The sequence below is a fragment of the Paenibacillus sp. FSL R5-0527 genome (assembly GCF_038008055.1).
GTDB classification, from domain to species: domain Bacteria; phylum Bacillota; class Bacilli; order Paenibacillales; family Paenibacillaceae; genus Fontibacillus; species Fontibacillus macerans.
In genome coordinates this window covers 192,490-208,582 of record NZ_JBBOYI010000001.1, presented here as the reverse complement: position 1 = coordinate 208,582, position 16,093 = coordinate 192,490, and the positions used below count along the sequence as shown (strand labels likewise).

Sequence of the window (16,093 nt, the reverse complement as noted above, 5' to 3'; positions counted from 1 at the left end):
GCAAGGGCAAGGGGGTAACGGGCGTAATAGGCTTTTGGGATTGGGGAATCTGAACCGGCCTTGCGCTACCTCTGTCCTCCCTTGTTTTCTACCAAGTATGTTGCTATATTTTGTAGAGAATAGCGGAAATTACGATGTAAGGGAAGATCGGATATGGCTTCAATGACAATTATCGATATTGCCAGAATATGCGGGGTTGGCGTAACGACGGTTTCCCGGGCAATCAACAATCATCCTGACATCAGCGAAGAGACGAAAGCGATGATTATGAAAGTGATCAAGGAGAACCACTACGTCCCGAACAACAGCGCCCGAAATCTGAAGCGTTCCGCCTCAAAAACGATAGCCGTTTTGATCAAGGGGATCACCAACCCCTTTTTTAACCGGATGATACAAGTCTTTGAAAAAGAAATTCAGCGCAAAAAATATTCGTTCATCCTGCAGCGGGTCGACGAAAATCAGGATGAAATCGAAGTGGCGATCGAATTGGAAAAAGAAAAGCGGCTGAAGGGCATCGTGTTCCTCGGCGGTTATTTCGCGCATGCCAAAGAAAAGCTGGAGCAGTTGACCGTGCCTTATGTGCTCAGTACGATCGGCATGACGTCGGAGTACGATCCGCAGGAGTATTCTTCGGTCTCCGTCGACGACTTTAAGGAAAGCTACAAGATGGTGGATTACCTGTGCAAGCTCGGCCACCGGAAGATCGCGATTATTTCCGCTCCGATGTCGGACGCCAGCATCGGCAGGCTGCGGTACGAAGGCTACAAAAAAGCGCTGGAGGACCACGGCCTGGAGCTGAACGAAAACCTGGTGCGCACGATGAAGGAGCATATCCAGAGCTATTCGATGGAAAACGGCTACGTCGTCACCAAGGAACTGCTGGAGTCGGGCGAAGACTTCACGGCGCTGTTTGCCATTTCCGACAGCCTGGCCGTCGGCGCCTGCCGGGCGATTTTTGAGAGCGGAAAATCGGTGCCGCAGGACTATTCCGTCGCCGGTTATGACGGCCTGGACATTGCCTATTATTATAATCCGTCGATCACGACGATCCAGCAGCCCGTGGAGGAAATCGCCGAAGAAACAATCAAAATCCTGTTTGATCTGATCAACAAAAAAATAACGCACGCCCACAAAATTTTCCCGGCGGAGCTGCTGATCCGCGAATCCACCATCCCTCCATCATAACGAAGCGGCGGGTATATATACTGTTAAAGATGACTTCTGTATTATTCAGGGTCATCTTTTTTTGTTTTAGATTATAAAATTTTTAACTCAACTGTCGCAGAACGAAAACAACTTAAAAGCTGGTCGAGCATGGGGTTAACAGCGCTGGAATGCAGGGCTTGTAGCCGCTAGGTAGAGGGGGGAAATCCCACGAAAGGCAAAAGTACAGGCGGTTTTTGTCGAAACTCCTCAAAACCGATGGTTCAAAGGTAAAAGTGCAGTTCATTTCCGGCCAAAAGCTGCTTTTTTATCCGATAGCCCCGAAAGAGATACACTTTTGCATTTCAATCGCTCAGGAGTGGTAATTTACGGAAAATAGAATGCACTTTTGCAGTTGATCCCATTAGGACGTCCTTCTTCCCATGAAAAACGGTAAACTCGGAAGAAAAACTCCCGCTATACGCGGTCTGGCTTCCTTGAAAGTACGTCGATAAACGTTTTTCTTATGTGCTGACGAACGGCGGTCCCAGCTATGTATCCAAAACACTAAGCATATTTATATATCAAGCTGTGTTCAAGGCGAGGGACATCGGCTAGGCGGCCGCTTCGTCGCTTGACGGCCCAGGCCAGCAGCAAAAATTCATATTGAATATTGAAGGAAATGTTTATGTTGATCGACAGCATGAAACACGGGCTTATCGTCTCTTGCCAGGCGCATTTCGACCACCCGCTCAATCGTGCGCCGATGATCGCCGCGATGGCCAAAAGCGCGGAGCTGGGGGGCGCGGCCGGAATCCGGGCAGACGGTCCGGAGCATATCGCGGAAATCAAAAAGCAGGTCGGCTTGCCGGTTATCGGGATTTATAAAGTTCATCAATATGATCACCGCTTTTTTATCACGCCGACCTTCGAGCATGCGCGGGCGATCGTGGAAGCGGGGGCGGACATTGTCGCGTTGGAAGCGAGCGTGCAGAACCAGCCGGATACCGAGGCGCTAGGGACACTGATCCGCCGCGTTAAGGAGGAGCTGCATGCGCCGGTAATGGCCGACGTGTCGACTTTCGCGGAAGGCGAACGGGCCTGGCGGCTGGGCGCCGATTTCGTCGGTACGACACTGTCCGGGTATACGGACGCAAGCGTAGGCCGTGCCCTACCGGACATCGCGCTGGTCAAGCAGCTGACGGAGGCGGGGGTGCGGGCGGTATGCGAGGGGCATGTCGGTTCGCCGGGGCAGGCGCTTGCCGCCATCGAAGCGGGAGCGTATTTCGTCGTGGTCGGCACGGCGATCACCGACCCGATCGCGATCACGCGGCAGTTTGCCGGCAAGCTGCAACCCTATCGGGCGGGAAGTGATCGGCATGCTCATCGTTAGCGTTGACGGGGGACAAACGAAAACGGCGGTCGAATTGCTGGACGAATCGGGCCGGCTGCTGGAAGAGTGGATGCTGCCGCCGGTCATCCATTACGCGAAGCCGGGCGGGCTGCGCAGCTACTCCAAAATCGCCGCCGAGGTTTGCGAGCGGCTGAATGAGCGGGCCACGGGCGTAGGCACGGGCGCGGACGCAGACGTTGGGCCGCCGGTCAGCATCTGTTTCAGCCTGAGCGGCTACCACGGGGATGTGGCGGCGATTCCGAAAGCGATTGGGAAGGCGATGAGCGGCCGCCGCTTTGAGCTGGCGAGTTTAAAAGTGGTCCCCGATTATTGGGGGAACTGGTACGCCGCCACCCGGGGCGGCCCGGGGCTCGTCATCATCTCCGGCGGCGGCACGGTCGCTTACGGGAAAAACGCAGCCGGGCGGGAACTGCGGCTGGGCGGCTGGGGCCATCAGCTGGGCGATGAGGGCAGCGGCTACTGGATCGGGCTCGCAGCGCTGAAAACGGCGCTGCGAGCGCAAGCCGGGCTGGAGCCGCCGACTGGGCTGACCCGCCCGGTTCTGCGCGCACTGAAGGGCGAAGAGGAGAGCATGCTGCTGGCCCGCTGCTATTCCGGCGAGATTACGGACCAGGACCTGGCCCTGCTGGTGCCGCTGGTCAATGAACTCGCCGAGGCGCAGGACCCGGCCGCTTTGCGCATCATGCAGGCGGCGGCGGGGCATCTGTGCGAGCTGGCCGTTGCGGCGCGCAGGCAGTTGGGCGACGTGCCCGTGTACTTGTCCGGCGGCGTGTTTAAAGCTTCCCGGCTGATGCACGAGTTGGAAGCCGCCTTGGGCGAAGCCGGGCTGGCGGGCTGCACGGAGGTCAGCTCCGTCCGCCCGGCGGAAGGTATCTTTTTGCTGGCTCTGGAAGGAGCGGAAAGACAACAAGGCCCGGAATCGAGCTGAAGGCCGAATAGGAAGCACGGGGCCGGAAAGGCACGGACATGAAGTAGTTGAAGGAGGTATGGAGGAGTTGAAGGCGCGAACGTGAAGCGTTTGAAGTAGGTCCAGAGGATGTTGAAGGTGCGGACAGGAGTGGTTGAAGTAGGTTTGGGTGGAGTTAAAGGTTTGGAAGGCGTGGCATGAAGTAGTTGAATTGATTTTGGAGGGAGTTGAAGGCTTGGCAGGCATAGATACGAAGTAGTCGAAGTGGTTTAAAGGAGGGAAATGATCAGGGCCCGGTCGGGCCTTTTTTACGTGCGTAAGGTAGCGTGAGATAGGTGAGATTAGGTAAAGGGAAGTGAGAGAGTGTGAGCTAGTGTGTGATACCGTGAGATAGTTTGAGATAGTCGTTGATAGTGTGTGATATTGGAATCCGGCCGCTGGAATGGCGCGGACACAGCCAACCGTTGGCTGGGACTTCAAAATAGCGGCACTTTATGTACTTATAATTCGGAGCCAGGCGTGTTTATCCCCATTAGCGGCATTTTATGTACTTATTTTCCCATGAACAGTCCAGAGCGCGGGATTTCCTTGCGATGGGTGAAAATAACGACACAAATTGTCTCTATTTCTCTCAAATGGATGGATATCGCCGGAATAACGACAATTACTGCTCTTATTTTTCGCTGGGGTGGCTCTCAAGGCCCACCGGATTCCCACAGGTTGCTTGGCGCATGCCTGATGCATGCCAGCCCTATGCCTGGTGTTATTGCCTGATGCATGCCAGCCCTATGCCTGGTGTTATTGCCTGATGCATGCCAGCCCTATGCCTGGTGTTATTGCCTGATGCATGCCAGCCCTATGCCTGGTGTTATTGCCTGGTGCATGCCAGCCCTATGCCTGGTGTTATGCCTGGTGCATGCCTGGTGCACGCGTGGCGTAATATTTCCCCCAGCGCGTTGTTTGGCGCAATAATTACTCAGCGCAGTTTATGCTCGGCGGAATATCACATCAATTCGTTCCGCTTCCGCAAATATGCGAACAATACGGCGCTGGCCAAGGTACACAGCAGCGCGCACACGCCGATAAAGCCGTATCCGGCCTGAAGGCCGCGCAGCAAGCCGAGCTCCGGGTCGCTGGCGTTCGCGAACAGCTTCTTAATGCCGTCGGTGATGGCGCCGATCAAATAATTGCCGATCACGCTGCCCACCCCCATCAGCGTCACGATAAAGGTGATGGCGGAGTCGCTGCCGGAGCGGTATTTCTTGGCGATCAAGGCCATCACGGTCGGGTAGATCGGGGCGATCCCGATCCCGGCGGCGGCGAACAGGAACGCTCCGGGCTCGCCGGCCCAGATGGCGGCCAGGGTGCACAGTCCGGAAAAGCCGGAGAAAAGAATCAGCGACAGCGTGAAGCCGATTTTATCCGTGACCGGTCCAAGCAGCAGGCGCGCGAACGTAAAGCATACGAAAAACGCCGACAGCATGCCTGAGGCGCTGGAGGTGTTCCAGTGGTAGGCTTTTTCCAGGAAGTTGACCAGCCAGCCGCCGACAGCCATTTCGGAAACGACGCCAAACGATAAAACGAGTACGATCAGCCAAATGGCGGGGTCCCGCATCAGCTGCGACACGGGCACGCGTTCGCCGCCGTGCTCTTCCTCCCCCGGAAACCGGCTCATAAACGCCGGAATCATCGGAATGACCGACAGCGACAACATGATCAGATACATGCCGCGCCAATCGAGCATGTGGCCGCCGATCGTTACGCTCATCAGCCCGGAGGCGATCATTGGCGCCACAATCGAACTAAGCCCGTAGAAGAAATGGGCGAGGTTCATCATCGTCCCGGTATTGCCGACGAAAATACGCGCCGCCAGCACGGCAAGCGCGATTTCCAGCATGCCGTTGCCGACGTACATGAAGAAGTAGGACCCGCTCAAGGCCGGGTAGGTGCGTGAAGCGAAGATAAGCACGCCGGAGGCGGCCATCGATCCGAAGGCCAGCAGGGTGACTGCTTTCGCTCCCCATTTGCGCGCCAGATAGGCGGTAAACGAGCAGGCCAGCAAATAGCCGAGCGAGTTGAGGGACAGCAGCGTTCCGACCTGCATTTCGTCGATGCCGAAGTCGGTTTGGATGCGCGGAATCGCGGGCCCTTTAATATTTTCGGAGAAACCAAAAATAAAAAAACCGACAAACACCGTCGCCAGCTGCAAATAATAATTCCGCTTCGCGAAACGTGGTTTGGCGCGGCCAGCTTCCGTACGGGTTGTTTCCGCGCCTTGCGCCGTGGTATCAGACTGCGCTTTCAAGTGACGCCCTCCCAATGTCGATCCGACAAGTAGTGTTATGAATGAGTTCATAAGCGAACAGAAGAATCGTAACACACTTTCGGGCGGGCAGCCATATAGCAAAACTCCCCTTCCATATAAAATTCCGGAAGAGAAGGGGAGTCCCGGTGCCGCTTAGTTTTGCAAAATTTGCTCCATGACGTCAAGCCCTTTGGATTGGCCCATGGCCAGCGGCCCGACGATTTCCGTGTCGATAACGTAAAGGTTGCCGTTTTTGACGGCTTTCAGCTGATTCCATACTGGGTTTTTGCCCAGCTCACCGAAAGACAGCTCCGCCGAACCGGTAAAATCCTCGCCGAGAAAAATATAATCCGGATCGATGGCGGCCACGCCTTCCAGGCTGATTTCGCTCCAATCCTGCATATCCGGGAATTTGGCAAAGCCCAGGCGTTCGTAATACGGCTCCATCCGCACGCCGCCGTAGTAATTGAACCCTTTGCCCCAGGTCATCATGAAAATCGCGGTTTTCCCTTTTACCCCGGACTTGTCCATATTCGCGGCCAGCGTGTCCAGCTTGGCGTCATAGCCGGCGATATATTGCTCCGCTTTTTCCTCTTCGCCCAAAACCGCGGCTACTTTCGTAATCGTGTCCTGCCAGTTTTCGGATTGATGGATCAGAATCGTGGGGGCGATTTGAGCCAGTTGGTCGTAAATTTTCAGATCGTCCTCCCAAGCGATGATCACGTCGGGGTCCAGCGCCAAAATGCTCTCCATATTGGCCGTGTCGCCCAGGTCGGCGATTTTCCCCTGCTTCGTGAAGCTGTCGTATACCGGGAAATTTTGCAGCGACTTCAGGCCAACCACGCCGGCCACCGCATCCTGCTCTCCGATAGCAAAAAGATGGTCCGCATATGGGAAATAGGTGATGGCGACCTTTTTCGGTTTTTCCTCCAGCACGGTTTCGCCCTTGTCATGGTGAATCGTAATCGGGAACTTGGTTCCTCCTGCGTCTGCGGTGGAATCGGTCCCGTTCCCGCCCCCGTTAGCCCCCGGCTGACCGGCCCCCGTATTGGCTTCGCCTGGGCTGGAGTTTTGCGCGGCTGCTGCGTCGTTTCCGTTCGGCGGGGTGGCAGCGGATGGCGTTCCGCAGGCCGCCGTGGCGACGATGAACAGGATGGCGATGATGGGCAGGACGCCCCAGCGTTTAAAGGATGCAAGCATCGGTTTTTCCCCCACTTCGTTCTACTGATAATGATTTTCATTTTCAGATCACATTATAATGAACGATCCCGGGGTTTGAAATAGACAATTGTCAAAAGACAGGTGGATTATTTCCGCTTTGGGAACGGAATTCGCTCGGGGAGCAGCCGGTATGTTTCCGGAATAACCTGCTGAAATAATGGGCGTCCCCGTAACCGACGCTCTCGGCGATCTCGCTTACGCTGCAGCGCGTGGCGACGAGCAGCTGGCGGGCCCGGCTCATGCGGTGCTGGATAAGATAATCGATGGGAAAAATACCAGCGTATTTGCGGAATGCGTAAGCGAATTTTTTGACGTCCATTTCGTATAAGCCGGCCAAGGTTTTCAGATTGAGCGGCTCCATATAATGCTCATGGATGTAGCCCAGGGCATGCTCGATCATGCTTCGGCTTCCGGCGTTCAAACGGCTGCGCGCGCAGCTTAGCATTTCATAAACCGTCCCGTAAAACAGCTCTTTGGACCTGACGGCCTGCAGAGGGCCGGGCGTCGTCATGGACGTTTGCAGCAGCCGCAGCAATTCCATGATCCGGGGCTGTTCGCCGGTGTCCAGCGAATAATGGGTCCGCGTATAAGCATCGGGGCTGCCCGCCGGCGAATCCAGCGTGTAGTGAATAAGGGCGTAGTCGAACCCGCCGGGTCCGGCCTCGACCTGCAGCGCCGCGCCCTTGGGGCCATGGACGATCAGGCCGGGCTGCAGCTCGTAAGGCGTATCGTCAAAGGTAAAGACGGCCTGTCCGCGCAGGGCGAAAACCAGGCCGGCATGCGGCGTCGGGCGGGATTTGGTATGTCCCTTGTAAATGCCGGGCTGCAATTGGGTGAAATAAATCCCTTGCAGGGAGAGCTCTCCTGCGGCAAATTGCTTCGCTAGTTCGTTCAGATCCACGACCGGCGTCACCTGCTTCCTGAAAAATAGGGGTGGCTGCAGCTCTATTTTACCGGAGGAACGGGGCTAAAGAAAGGAATGAACCTGCAAATTTATCCATAATATAAACGCTTCGTTTGGAATTCCCTTAAACCCGGAGGAGAAAACATCAATCGGGGACGGGGAGTTAATAGCCTAGAAAACACCCGTTCGCCGCCGGTATTTCAGCGGATGAACGGGTGCTTGTTTGGAGTGTGACTAGTGGTTGATATCGCATTTGTTCATAATGAACGAGATTTGATTTTCAATGCGGTTGATTTGCTCTTGCGTATGTGGATCGCCCGCGCCCGAGCCGCGCAGCTTGGCGAGCTCCTGTTTTAACGTATGAAGATCTTCTCCCGCGTGGGCGCAATCGTAATTGCTTTCGAGATTTTCCAGCATCAGCGAACCTCCTCCATTTCTCCGGGGGACTTCAGGCGGCCCTCCTATGGTTACTTCCCTATTATGGAGGATTTGGCTGAACTTATTCAGCCGATCCGATTTTGCGCAGAAAGTCGTTAATATGGTTGTGCATCTCCATGATCTCCTCTTTCGTCACCTTGGTGCCTTCGTAAAGCTTAAGCGGCACCTGCGCGGCTTGCTCTTGCAAAGCCCGCCCCCGTTCGGTCAACGCGATAATGACGTTGCGTTCATCCGCTTTATCCCGCGTTCTTGTGATCAGCTCCATATTCTCCAGCTTTTTGAGCAGCGGCGTCAGCGTTCCCGAGTCGAGAAACAGCTTTGCTCCCAGGTCTTTGACGGTAACGTTGTCCTGTTCCCATAAAGAAAGCAATGTAATATACTGCGTGTAAGTGAGTCCGAATTCGGCCAGCAGCGGGCGGTACAGCTTCATGATCTCCCGGGAGCATGTATAAAAAGCAAAACAGAGCTGATTGTCCAATTTCATCCATTCATGCGGCTGCATGAGAGTATCACCTGCCATTGAATTGTATGCAATTTTATTCGCGTAATTATAGCACCCGCGGGCGCGCAAGTCAAAAGTCCGGGAAGCACGAAAGCCCGAGCGGCAAAAGGCCGAAGCAGGGGGAACGCGAGAACGGCGGGGGTTACAGGGTAATACGGGCAAGAGAGTAATTTGACATCGCCAATTAGATTGTATACAATTTAATTATATAACATTTGTAAAAATGGAGGAGATCATGATGTCCCTATACGGAATAGAGGTTAAAACGATCAAAGGCGAGGTGCAGACGCTGGAGCCTTATCGCGGGCAGGTGCTGCTCATCGTCAATACGGCCACAAAATGCGGTTTTGCTCCGCAATTCAAAGGTCTGCAAAAGCTGCACGACACTTACAAGGATCAGGGTTTGGCCGTGCTTGGCTTTCCTTGCGGGCAATTTGCCAATCAAGAGCTGGCCACCGACGAGGAGGTTGCCCAATCCTGCGAGCTGAATTTCGGAGTTTCGTTCCCGCTCTTCGCCAAAATCGACGTCAACGGCAAAAATGCCCATCCTTTGTTCCGCCTGCTGGCGAACGAAGCGCCCGGTGTGCTCGGTTCCAAAGCGATCAAATGGAATTTCACGAAGTTTCTGGTCGACCGCAGCGGCAAGGTCGTAAAGCGGTTTGCCCCGGCGGAGGAACCGGAAAAAATCGAAAGCCATATCCGCGAGCTGCTTGGCGCTGAAGTACGGGCGTAAGCAGGAACAATAAAACCTCCACTTCCCGGGTGGAGGTTTTATTGCGTTGATCTAGGCAATCCATTGGATATTTCCAAGTTGCCCCGGGCCGCTACACCAGTTTTTTGCGCAGCGCGCCGGAGATGAGGTCGATGATCGTGATCATCACGATAATGCCGAGCATAATGATGCCTACGCGATCCCAATCCCGCGAGCTGAGGGCGAAAATAAGCGGAGTGCCGATGCCCCCGGCGCCGATCATCCCCAGAATGGTGGCGGAGCGGAGGTTAATCTCGAACCGGTACAGCGTATACGACAGAAATCCCGGCAGCACCTGGGGCAGCACGGCGAACCAAAGGATCTGCAGCCTTGTGGCGCCCGCAGCGGTTAGGGCTTCGGCCGGTCCTTGATCCATGTTTTCAATTTCGTCGGCGAACAGCTTGCCGAGCATCCCGACCGAGTGCAGCCCCAGGGCCAGCACACCGGCGAAGGAACCGGGCCCCACCGCTTTGATGAACAACAGCGCCATGACGATTTCCGGAAACGTCCGGACGAAGCTCAGCACTATTTTGCCCGGACCGGAAATCCAGCGCGTACGGCTCATGTTGGCCGCCGCCCAAAAGGCGAACGGAAGGCAAACGATGGTGGAAATCACCGTGCCCAAAATGGAGATCGCCAGTGTGTCGAGCAGTCCCCGCAGCAGGTCTTCGCCGTCCGGCAAATAGACGTAACCCCAATCCGGCGAGAACAGGCCGGCAAAAATCGACTTCGTAATCTGGCCGGCGGTTTCCTTAATGCCGTCAAAAGGAATGCCGGCAAAAGCCCAAATGTAAACGAGAACAAGCAGAACGTAGATGAGCCAGCGGTAGCGGTTTTTTTTCGGTTTGGGTATTTTTTCGCGCCATGTATTCGTTGTCATAACAATTTCTCCCGCACTTTCGCACTTAAATAGTCGATGATCAGCACGACCGCCAGCGTAAACAGGATGATCATGCACGTTTTGTCGTATTCCAGAAACCCTAGCGTCACCTCGTAATAATGCCCGATGCCCCCGGCGCCCACCAGGCCGAGCACCGCCGCCGCGCGGACGTTGATTTCAAAGGCATACAGCACGTAGGAGATGAAATGCGCCTGGATCTGCGGAACGACGCCAAAAATAATGCGCTGCGCCGGCGCGGCCCCCACGGCCGTCATCGCCTCCAGCGGCCCGCGGTCGATCGTCTCCAGCGCTTCGTACACCAGCTTGGCGATCAAGCCAAACGAGAAAACGGTCAGCGCCAGAATGCCGGCCAGCGGCCCGAGGCCGAAGATAGCCACGAAGATGGCGGCCAGCAGCAGGTCGGGAATCGTCCGCACCAGGTTCAGCACGAAGCGGACGGGCTGGCGGATCCAGGCGCTCGGGGTCAAATTGCCGGCGCACAGCAGCGCTACCGGGACGGCGAGAATAGCGCCGAAGGTAGTGCCGATCAGCGCCATGCGGATCGTCTCCAGCATCGCCGGTACGATGTTGTCGAAGTAGCTCCACTTCGGCGGGAACATTTCCCGCAGCAGGTCGAGCATGTTGGGCGCCCCTTTGATGAGTTCGCCGAACGTTGCTTCGGTTTTTGCCGCGCTGCCCCATAGCAGCAAAATAATGATCACGGCCGTCAAATAATGCTTCAGCTTGCTTGGGGCCTTCGGGCGCCGGGCAAGCGCGGCGGCTTGGGGTTGCTGGTTTGCGTTCGTATTCATCAGGCCCGCGCCCCCAACACCGCTTCGGCCGGCAGCCGGCTGGCGAGCAGCTCTTCCTTTTCGATCGGCCGGCCGTAGATCTCGGCAAACCGCTCGTCGGTTGCTTCCGAGACCGGGCCGTCGAAGACAACCCGGCCCGCTCTTAAGCCGATGATGCGGGTCGCGTATTGGCGCGCCAAGTCGATAAAATGCAGGTTGACGATCGTGGTGATGCCCAGCTCGAGATTGATGCGCTTGAGGTCGTCCATCACCTGCTTGGTCGTCAGCGGGTCGAGCGAGGCCACCGGTTCGTCGGCCAGCACGATTTTCGCTTCCTGCGCGAGCACGCGGGCGATCGCCACCCGCTGCTGCTGCCCGCCGGACAGCTCGTCGGCCCGGGCGTACGCTTTTTCCACGATGTTCACCCGATCCAGCGCCCCAAAGGCCAGTTCGATATCCTCTTTCGGAAACAACCCAAGCAGCGTGCGCAAGGTGGAGTGATAGCCGACCCGCCCGGCCAGGACGTTGCGCAGCACAGTGGAGCGTTTGACGAGGTTGAAGCTTTGAAAAATCATGCCGATATCGCGGCGGATCGTCCGCAGCTCTTTGCCCGCGGCATTCGTGATCGACTTGCCGCCGATGAGGATGTCGCCTTCGGAAATGTCGTGCAGCCGGTTGATGGAGCGGAGAAGCGTCGATTTACCGGCCCCGGACAGCCCGACCACGGCCACGAATTCGCCTTTTTCGATGCTGAGGTTGATTTGATCCAGCCCTCTGGTGCCGTTCGGATAAATTTTGGATATATTGCGAAGTTCTATCACGTGAATAACCATCCTTTAAATGAAATATCTTAAAAAACGCATAGCCAGCACGGGCCCGGAGGGGGCACCGACTGGCTTGCACTTTGGCTTGAAGACTTGATTGTTTGAGATTTAAATGTTCAAGACTTGATTGTTCGGGATTTGGGCAACCGCGGCGTCTTGAACTACTCGGTTTTTACTTTCTCGTTGTATTCGCGGACGATGTCGAACACGCTGTCGTTGGATTCGACGTAGCCTTCATGGGTGTAAATGTCGGCGATGATTTTATGGCCTTCACTGTCTTTGCCGATTTCGATGAAGGCGTCCTTCAGTTTTTGCACCCATTCGGCGCTCATATCGGAACGGACGGAAATCGTGTCGTTCGGGATCGGCTCCGTATAAGCGATGACGCGAGTATCTTCAAATACGTTCGGATAGTCTTTTTTCACGGTGTTGCGCGCATCCTGGAAGATGGCGGCGGCGTCGACGTCGCCGTTCAGCACGGCGATAACGGCTTGGTCGTGACCTTTCACCGTGATCGGTTGGACATCCGACAGCGGATCGATTCCTTTCTCCTGAAGAACAGCGGCCGGCCATACATATCCCGCGGAAGAGGTTACGTTCTGATAGGCGATCTTTTTGCCTTTGAGATCTTCCACCGATTGGATCGGCGAGTCTTTCTTGACGATAAACATCGATTTGTAGAAATCGACTAGCTCATTCGTAGGAGCGCCGGTGGCGTCGTCAACTCCGTAACGTTGCGCCTGCAAAATGACTTCCGCCGCGCCTTTTTCCTTCGCCAGCACGTAAGCGGTCGGAGGAAGGAAGCCAACGTCAACCTGCTTGGAAGCCATCGCTTCAATGATCGTGTTGTAGTCGGTCGACACGCTGACTTTTACCGGAATGCCGAGGCGGTCGGACAGCAGTTTTTCGAGCGGCTTGGCCTTGGCTTCCAGCGTGTCGGCGTTTTGCGAAGGCACGAACTGTACGGTCAGCGTTTCGGGAACGTAACCGGTGTCGGCGGGTTCCGCGGCTTTGTCCGTCTGGGCGTTTCCGCCGGCAGTTGCGGAGTTGGCCGGCTGGCTGCCGTCCGCCGAGGCGTTGCCGCTGGTGTTCGCCGGGGCGTTGCTTCCGCAGCCGCTGACGAGGGCAACCGTAAACAATAAAGGCAACATGAACTTAGCAAGCTTTTTCAAAACGTATGACCTCCACACATTCTATTTTTTGAATTCACTTGTTTAATATATAAGAGGTTTATTAACGGGCGGTCAGGGGATCGGCCGAGTTTTGTAAATTTTTGCAGAAATTTTTAACATGGCCCTAAAAAAGGCTTGCTAAAATAAGATCATGTGCAGAAGCCGGCTGGCGCCGGATCATGCGCAAAAATGGGGAATTTTGAAAAAGGATGGACGCACAAGATGAGCAAGCGTATAGAGTGGCGGCGGATAGATGCAGAAACGAGGCCGGATACCGGGGCGGACCTGCCGCGGGCCGGCAACGTGGAGGGGAGCAATGCGGAGGATAGCCAACAGGGAAGCTTGGGTGACGGTACGGTTTGCGAAACGGTCTGCGAAATTCTCGTCACAAGCGATGTGCACGGGCATATTTACCCGACCGATTACCGGACGCATGAGGAGCTTCCCTTGGGCCTGGCCAAGCTGGCGGCAATGATCCGCCGGGAACGGGAGCGGACGCCAGACCTGCTGCTGGTGGATAACGGGGATGTCATTCAAGGATCGCCGCTTTGTTCCTTCTATATAAAACAGCGTCAGGAAGAGTCGCATCCGGCGGTGCTTGTCATGAACGAGTTGGGTTATGACGCGGCGGTCCCGGGGAATCATGAATTCAATTACGGGCAGCGGGTGTTGCGCCGGGTCATGGAGGATTCGCGGTTTTCCTGGTTGTCGGCGGGGATTGTGGACGCGGGGCAAGGTGTGCCGGCCTTTGGCCGGCCTTATCTCGTCAAAACGACCGAGGCCGGCGTCAAAATCGCCGTCTTGGGCGTGACGACACATTATATCCCGCATTGGGAAAATCCGCGGCATATCGAAGACTGGAAGTTCCGGGACGCGCTGGAGACCGTAAAAACCTGGGTGCCCCGCATCCGCGAGCAGGAGCGGCCGGATCTGATGGTCGTAGCTTATCACGGCGGCTTCGAACGGGATTTGCTCACCGGGGAACCGGCCGAGCGGCTGACGGGGGAAAACCAGGGATACGCCATGTGCATGGAAGTTCCGGGGATCGATGTGCTGATTACCGGGCACCAGCACCGTTTAATCGCGGCCGAGGCCGGCGGGGTCACGGTGATTCAGCCGGGCTTGAACGGCCAGGCGCTGGGGAAAATCTCCGTTTGCCTCCAAAAAAGCACGGACGGAGCATGGGCGATTCGGGAGAAGAAGGCGGAGCTGTTGATCCCGGATGAAACGACCGAAGCCGACGGCAAGGTGCTGGATTTGGTCCGCGGACTTGAAGTGGAAACTCAAAATTGGCTGGATCAGCCGATTGGGGAAGTCAGCGGGGATATGGAAATCCGCAGCCCGCTGGCTTGCCGGCTGGCCGATCATCCTTTTATGGAATTCGTAAACAAGGTACAGATGGAGGCTGCCGGGGTGGGGGTGTCGAACGCGGCTTTGCTCAGCAATGCCTCGAAAGGTTTTCGCGGGAGCATTACGATGCGGGATGTGCTGACCAACTTCATGTATCCGAACACTCTGGCCGTGCTGCGGCTTAAGGGGAAGGATATCCGGGAGGCGCTGGAGCAGACGGCGAATTATTTCACCGTCGGGGAAGACGGGGAAATTGCCGTAAATCCGGCATATGTGGAGCCTAAGGAGCAGCATTACAACTATGATATGTGGGAGGGCATTGAATACGTGCTGGACGTGTCCCGGCCCCCCGGCCGGCGCGTGGCGCTGCTGAGTTACGGCGGCGAACCCTTGCGGGACGACGCGGAGGTCGATGTGGTGATGAACAGCTACCGCGCCGGCGGGGGAGGGGATTACGACATGTACCGGGGCAAACCGGTAGTCACAGAAATCCAGACCGACATGGCCGAACTCGTGGCGGAATATATCCGGGAGCGCGGCACCATTACGGCGGCCTGCGATCATAATTGGAAGGTCGTCGCCTCCAGCCAGTGAGCGGCTATTGCAGACGGTTGGGGCTATACGGAACAAAAAAATGGACAAATCCTCCGCGCTAAGCGCGGTTATATCCGTGGTCGTGTTTTTTTCAACCTCATAAAAACGTATATAATTGAAAGACGCAATAAAAAAACGGAAAGTTACATAAAGTCGAGGGGAAATTTCATGACCGTGCCAGCGAGTTCAATCCTGTCCGCATTACTTATGCTTTTTGTACTTTTGGCCATGTTGTCCATCGTATATAAAAGCTGGCGCAACGGGATATCGCCGATGCCCGCTTCGGCGGAGGTGCGCAGGGCTGTCGCCGCGGAACTGAACCGGCTGACTGGGGCGGCCTGCGGCAGGTACCCAAAGGGCAGCCGGATGCCGACGGATGGCCGGATGCCGGCGGGCGCCGAACCGGCTTCGCCGGATTTCGCTTATTCTATCGTGGAGGCGGGTTCCGGTTGGGGGACGCTCGCCTTGCATCTCGCCAAAAGCCGCCCGGACTGGCGGATCACCGGCATCGAAAATTCTCTGATTCCATGGATGGTTTCGCGGCTGGCTCGGCGTTTGAGCGCCTGCAGGAACACCGTTTTTCACAGGAGCGATCTGTACGATTACCGTTATGAACATGCCGATGCGGTAATCTGTTATCTTTATCCCGGGGCCATGAAGCGGCTTGATCCTCTGCTGCGCCGGCAGCTTCGTGCGGGGGCGCGGGTCGTCAGCATTTGCTTCGCCCTTCCCGGCTGGCAAGCGGAAAAGATCATCACCTGCCGGGACATGTACCGGACTAAAATTTACGTCTATCGGCAGATCAACATCCGCTGTCCGGACGCTTTGCACGATTATCCCGTTTGATCCGGAAGCATAGAGGAAGATAAGAGAGGAAGATAAATTCAGGAAAAGAAA

General features: G+C 55.9%; 15 protein-coding genes. 6 read left to right on the top strand and 9 right to left on the bottom strand.

The window, feature by feature from the left end:
• Positions 1 to 153 precede the first annotated feature (153 nt).
• The 3 genes from NYE69_RS00875 (at position 154) to NYE69_RS00865 (ending at position 3,485) form a co-directional block, all read left to right on the top strand.
• Entirely contained in the window at positions 154 to 1,185 is a 1,032-nt protein-coding gene (locus NYE69_RS00875) for a LacI family DNA-binding transcriptional regulator (protein WP_328270966.1), read from the top strand.
• 646 nt (positions 1,186 to 1,831) lie between these two features.
• The gene (locus NYE69_RS00870; RefSeq protein ID WP_328270964.1) at positions 1,832 to 2,536 is read left to right on the top strand and encodes an N-acetylmannosamine-6-phosphate 2-epimerase; all 705 of its coding nucleotides are present in this window, start codon (positions 1,832 to 1,834) and stop codon (positions 2,534 to 2,536) included.
• Positions 2,523 to 3,485, top strand: a complete 963-nt coding sequence (locus NYE69_RS00865) for an N-acetylglucosamine kinase (protein WP_340922840.1) — start codon at positions 2,523 to 2,525, stop codon at positions 3,483 to 3,485. Before NYE69_RS00870 ends, NYE69_RS00865 begins: the two co-directional genes overlap by 14 nt.
• 982 nt (positions 3,486 to 4,467) lie before the next feature.
• Here NYE69_RS00865 and NYE69_RS00860 read toward each other — a convergent pair.
• The 5 genes from NYE69_RS00860 to NYE69_RS00840 form a co-directional block, all read right to left on the bottom strand.
• Complete coding sequence (locus NYE69_RS00860) at positions 4,468 to 5,673, bottom strand: MFS transporter (protein WP_328273530.1); 1,206 nt, start codon at positions 5,671 to 5,673, stop codon at positions 4,468 to 4,470.
• A 249-nt stretch (positions 5,674 to 5,922) separates the two neighbouring features.
• Positions 5,923 to 6,969 carry an ABC transporter substrate-binding protein gene (locus tag NYE69_RS00855; RefSeq protein WP_328273526.1) on the bottom strand — a complete coding sequence of 349 codons (1,047 nt, stop codon included), beginning with the start codon at positions 6,967 to 6,969 and terminating at the stop codon, positions 5,923 to 5,925.
• Positions 6,970 to 7,060: 91 nt separating this feature from the next.
• Positions 7,061 to 7,891 carry an AraC family transcriptional regulator gene (locus NYE69_RS00850; protein ID WP_328273525.1) on the bottom strand — a complete coding sequence of 277 codons (831 nt, stop codon included), beginning with the start codon at positions 7,889 to 7,891 and terminating at the stop codon, positions 7,061 to 7,063.
• A gap of 237 nt (positions 7,892 to 8,128) precedes the next feature.
• Positions 8,129 to 8,311: a DUF2524 domain-containing protein gene (locus tag NYE69_RS00845; protein ID WP_328273524.1), complete on the bottom strand. Its 183-nt coding sequence runs from the start codon at positions 8,309 to 8,311 to the stop codon at positions 8,129 to 8,131.
• Positions 8,312 to 8,393: 82 nt separating this feature from the next.
• Positions 8,394 to 8,834: a MarR family winged helix-turn-helix transcriptional regulator gene (locus NYE69_RS00840; RefSeq protein WP_036618948.1), complete on the bottom strand. Its 441-nt coding sequence runs from the start codon at positions 8,832 to 8,834 to the stop codon at positions 8,394 to 8,396.
• 238 nt (positions 8,835 to 9,072) lie between these two features.
• On the opposite strand from NYE69_RS00840, the gene NYE69_RS00835 reads away from it, so the two are divergent.
• Positions 9,073 to 9,567, top strand: coding sequence for a glutathione peroxidase (locus NYE69_RS00835; RefSeq protein ID WP_328273529.1), 495 nt, complete (start codon positions 9,073 to 9,075; stop codon positions 9,565 to 9,567).
• A gap of 91 nt (positions 9,568 to 9,658) precedes the next feature.
• On the opposite strand, the gene phnE (NYE69_RS00830) is transcribed toward NYE69_RS00835, so the two are convergent.
• From phnE (NYE69_RS00830) to NYE69_RS00815, 4 genes are all read right to left on the bottom strand, one after another.
• On the bottom strand, positions 9,659 to 10,465 hold the full coding sequence (phnE, locus tag NYE69_RS00830; RefSeq protein ID WP_340922833.1) for a phosphonate ABC transporter, permease protein PhnE: 807 nt from the start codon (positions 10,463 to 10,465) through the stop codon (positions 9,659 to 9,661).
• Positions 10,462 to 11,277, bottom strand: coding sequence for a phosphonate ABC transporter, permease protein PhnE (phnE, locus tag NYE69_RS00825; protein ID WP_340922830.1), 816 nt, complete (start codon positions 11,275 to 11,277; stop codon positions 10,462 to 10,464). The genes phnE (NYE69_RS00830) and phnE (NYE69_RS00825) overlap by 4 nt, the downstream gene beginning before the upstream one ends.
• A complete protein-coding gene (gene phnC / locus NYE69_RS00820) occupies positions 11,277 to 12,077 on the bottom strand; it encodes a phosphonate ABC transporter ATP-binding protein (RefSeq protein WP_340922828.1) in 801 nt (266 codons plus the stop codon). The genes phnE (NYE69_RS00825) and phnC overlap by 1 nt, the downstream gene beginning before the upstream one ends.
• Before the next feature lie 164 nt (positions 12,078 to 12,241).
• Positions 12,242 to 13,252, bottom strand: a complete 1,011-nt coding sequence (locus NYE69_RS00815; RefSeq protein WP_326044740.1) for a phosphate/phosphite/phosphonate ABC transporter substrate-binding protein — start codon at positions 13,250 to 13,252, stop codon at positions 12,242 to 12,244.
• 222 nt (positions 13,253 to 13,474) lie between these two features.
• On the opposite strand from NYE69_RS00815, the gene NYE69_RS00810 reads away from it, so the two are divergent.
• On the top strand, positions 13,475 to 15,196 hold the full coding sequence (locus NYE69_RS00810) for a bifunctional metallophosphatase/5'-nucleotidase (protein WP_326044739.1): 1,722 nt from the start codon (positions 13,475 to 13,477) through the stop codon (positions 15,194 to 15,196).
• A 168-nt stretch (positions 15,197 to 15,364) separates the two neighbouring features.
• Entirely contained in the window at positions 15,365 to 16,042 is a 678-nt protein-coding gene (locus tag NYE69_RS00805; protein ID WP_340922823.1) for a class I SAM-dependent methyltransferase, read from the top strand.
• Positions 16,043 to 16,093: the final 51 nt, after the last annotated feature.